We start from the raw sequence: 3,989 nt of genomic DNA, 5'->3' as shown, positions 1-3,989 counted from the left end.
ACTTCCGACTCACGGGCAAGTTTTTCTAAAGCATCCTTATCCAAACCAGATGGTACTTGCAAATCACCGCGTTTTTTACCGTTAATTTGAATTACTAAGGTAATTTCGTCGGTAATCAAAGCTTCAGCATCAAACTTTAACCAAGATTGCTGATGTACCGATTCTGTATTCCCCAATTGTTTCCACAATTCCTCGGCAATGTGGGGAGCGAAGGGAGCGAGTAACAAAATCAACGTATTTATACCTTCGCTATAAACCTGCGAATCTTTACAACCAGCATCCGTTATAGCATTACTCAACTTCATTAACTCAGAAATTGCGGTATTAAATTGATAGCCACCCTCCACATCTTCCGTAATTTCCTTGATAGCCGTATGGATTGAACGTCGCAAATCCTTTTCGATTTTGGTCAAATTCTCGACTTGCAAGGGCTTCGCATTTTTCGCCGAACTTCCCCCTGCGGCAACGTAATCCGTCACCAATCGCCAAACCCGATTCAAAAAGCGAAATTGTCCTTCAACATCCGATTCATCCCATTCCAAATCCTTTTCTGGTGGTGCTTTAAATAAACAAAACATTCGGGCTGTATCGATACCATATTTAGCCATCACATCCTCTGGAGCCACACCGTTACCCTTAGATTTGGACATGGTTGCATAAACTAATTGTAATGGTTCCCCTGTCTTCGGGTCACGGGGGTCGGCTGCATTCACCAAATTTGTGGGAACCCATTTATCCTTGTCGGATTTTTTCGGGTTCATATAGGTCAAACCCTGCACCATTCCTTGAGTTAACAACCGTTGGAAGGGTTCGTCGAAATTCAATAAACCGCGATCGCGCAAAACTTTGGTAAAGAATCGGGAATACAACAGGTGTAAAATCGCATGTTCGATACCACCCACATATTGATCCACAGGCATAAAGTCGTTAACTTTCGACTTGTCAAAAACCTGATTTTCGTTTTTTGCGTCGGTAAATCGCAAGTAATACCACGACGAATCAATAAATGTGTCCATCGTGTCGGTTTCCCGTTTCGCTGGTGTTCCACAACTGGGACAAGGTACATTTACCCAACTTGCCAAATTCGCTAATGGAGAACCACCACGTCCCGTCAATTCCACATTATCAGGCAATTGGACGGGTAAATCTGCATCGGGTACGGGAACAGCACCGCATTCGGGACAGTGAATAATGGGAATTGGTGCCCCCCAATATCTTTGTCGGGAAATCAACCAGTCGCGCAAACGGTATTGAATCCTGGCTTTCCCAAATCCTTTTTGTTCTGCATATTCAACGATCGCTCTTTTGGCATCGATGGAATTTAAACCGTCAAATTGCTGGGAATTGACTAACACACCAGTTTCTGTATATGCAGCTTTTAATTCCTCCTGTGGAACAGGCATCTTGTCTGTATCCCCCACAATTACTACTTTGATGGGTAAATTTTGGTCTTTGGCAAATTTGAAATCCCTTGCATCGTGGGCAGGAACCCCCATCACTGCACCAGTACCATATTCATACAGCACGTAATCGGCAATCCAAACAGGAATTTCTTCCCCTGTAAATGGATTAATTGCGATCGCACCTGTGGGAATTCCCCGTTTGGGTTTATCGTCGGCTGTGCGTTCCAATTCGCTTTGGTTTGCCACCTCTTTAACAAACGCTTCCACTGCGGCTTTTTGTGCGGTTGTCGTCACTTCCTCTGTTAATGGATGTTCAGGAGCTAAAACCAAATAGCTGACACCGTAAACCGTATCAGGACGGGTTGTATACACCGCAATTTTCCCATCCATACCCACAATCGGGAATTCCAAATAAGCACCCGTGGATTTACCAATCCAGTTCGCCTGCATCAACTTGACACGTTCGGGCCATCCCGTCAATTTGTCAAGGTCATTTAATAATTCTTCAGCGTAGTCAGTAATCTTCAAAAACCACTGCCGCAGTAACTTCCGCTCGACGATCGCACCACTACGCCAAGAACGTCCTTCGCTATTTACCTGTTCATTGGCAACTACTGTTTGGTCAATCGGGTCCCAATTGACCGCAGCTTCCTTTTGATAAGCCAATCCTGCCGCAAAAAACTGCAAGAAAATCCACTGAGTCCACTTGTAATAATCGGGAGAACAAGTCGCAACTTCCGTATCCCAATCTATGGAATAACCAAGACGTTGCAATTGCGATCGCATTTGTTCAATATTCTGATATGTCCATTGGGATGGTGGTACTCCCCTATCGATAGCGGCATTTTCCGCAGGCAAACCGAAAGCATCCCAACCCATCGGATGGAGAACCCGATAACCTTGCATTCGTTTGAGGCGTGCGATCGCATCTGTAATTGTATAGTTACGGACGTGACCCATGTGCAAACTACCCGATGGATAGGGGAACATGGATAAGGCGTAGAATTTTGGCTTGTTCGAGTCGTGTTGAGTTTTGTCTAAGCCAAGTTCAGCCCATGTTTTTTGCCATTTTTCCTCAATCTCTGCCGGGTTGTATCGAGACTCCACTGAAAATACTCCTGCTCACATACACAATTTTTTTCTGCCTACATATTGTAGATGCGATGGTTCGCGATCGCTCGGTTACTGGTGTAGGGATTTCTGGATTTCAATCGTATTACGATTGTAGTATAAAAAGCTAAATTATCATAACTTATGATTTGTTGGTCGTATTGGCTACATATAAATTATCGTAACTTCAGTGGGAATAGCACAAAAAAAATATGGATGTTTAACTTAGTACTCTCTAACACCATATTTAATCCTTTACCCTGAATTTTCAAGCTTTTCCTATTCCCTTAAGTATCCAATAGTACAAAATTATTGTTCACAAATGTAACATTTAAGTGCTAGCATTCCCAAGTTATATTGCAAGTTAAATTTTGGGGATTGCGATTGGAGACAAATCAATTAGACTTGTTCTCACCAAACGAATTGCGTATATCGCATTCAAACCGAACCCCTGTGTTATTGATGGATGAGAAAACACTAACAAAGTGGAAGCAAAAAATAATCATCCATCAACAACAGGTAAGAACAAGCGAATCAAATCAGCAAGTAAGTTTATTTAACTTACCAAAATCTCATGTCGATCCAGATATCATCGACCCATTTACTATACAATTATCTGCCCTATCTTTTTATAGATTACCAGTAGATAGTCCAGGACAAGCTTGTTTATATTTTGTCATTGATATGTCAACAAATTTGTTGTTATATATCGGTGAAACCTGTAAGTCTAATCAGCGTTGGAAGGGTGTTCACGACTGTAAGCGATATATCGAAAATTATATCGACTTACATTATCGATATGAGTTAAAAACAGCCGTAAATATTGGTTTTTGGTGGGATGCGCCAGTACTTAGCAAAGCGAGACAACGATTAGAATTATCATTAATTCAAAAATGGAAATCCCCGTTTAATAAAGAAAATTGGAAATACTGGGGACAACCATTTGGAAAAGGATAATAGAGGTTTTAAATTGTAGAATGTAGATTTACTTTCTTTGTTTCTGTCTCTTGTTCTCGTTCCCAGTATTCTTGCTGGGAATACTTTATAGGAATATCTGCTTCGTTTTTACTAATCTATTAATTACAACAAAAACTAATCTTGATATTTTAGAGTTGTTGGTTGATTAAAGAATTAAATCGCCGTAGTTTGATGAAAAGACATGAATGGTAAATTACAACTATAAATTATAATTGTGATGATGTATCTGGTGCGATGATTTCACCAGTTCCTATTTTCAATATCATATCTTGGTCAGTAATTAATTGAGTTAGTTCCTTAACTTGCAAATTCATGCTTTCACAGGCATTGCGTAATTCTTGAGCAAATTTATTTAAATCATCATCATAACCACATTGATAAGCAGCAGTTTGAATCCCTTGATTAGCATTTGCTCTTGCACAATCAACTAATTCAGTACCTTTTAATGGAGTTGAAGAAGCCATTACAATCTTTCACATTTTTACAGACTCTTTATAC

General features: G+C 40.5%; 3 protein-coding genes. 1 reads left to right on the top strand and 2 read right to left on the bottom strand.

Annotated elements, in window-relative coordinates; translation table 11 throughout:
* Positions 1 to 2,510 (bottom strand): leucine--tRNA ligase (gene leuS, locus CK510_RS27475; RefSeq protein WP_095724678.1); only part of this gene is annotated, 2,510 nt, incomplete at its 3' end.
* Positions 2,511 to 2,975: 465 nt separating this feature from the next.
* On the opposite strand from leuS, the gene CK510_RS27470 reads away from it, so the two are divergent.
* On the top strand, positions 2,976 to 3,470 hold the full coding sequence (locus CK510_RS27470) for a GIY-YIG nuclease family protein (RefSeq protein ID WP_245912462.1): 495 nt from the start codon (positions 2,976 to 2,978) through the stop codon (positions 3,468 to 3,470).
* Between the two features lie 227 nt (positions 3,471 to 3,697).
* On the opposite strand, the gene CK510_RS27465 is transcribed toward CK510_RS27470, so the two are convergent.
* Complete coding sequence (locus CK510_RS27465; protein ID WP_095724676.1) at positions 3,698 to 3,955, bottom strand: hypothetical protein; 258 nt, start codon at positions 3,953 to 3,955, stop codon at positions 3,698 to 3,700.
* Positions 3,956 to 3,989: the final 34 nt, after the last annotated feature.

Source organism: Brunnivagina elsteri CCALA 953 (genome assembly GCF_002289455.1).
GTDB classification, from domain to species: domain Bacteria; phylum Cyanobacteriota; class Cyanobacteriia; order Cyanobacteriales; family Nostocaceae; genus Brunnivagina; species Brunnivagina elsteri.
This window is presented reverse-complemented; position numbering and strand designations above follow the sequence as displayed.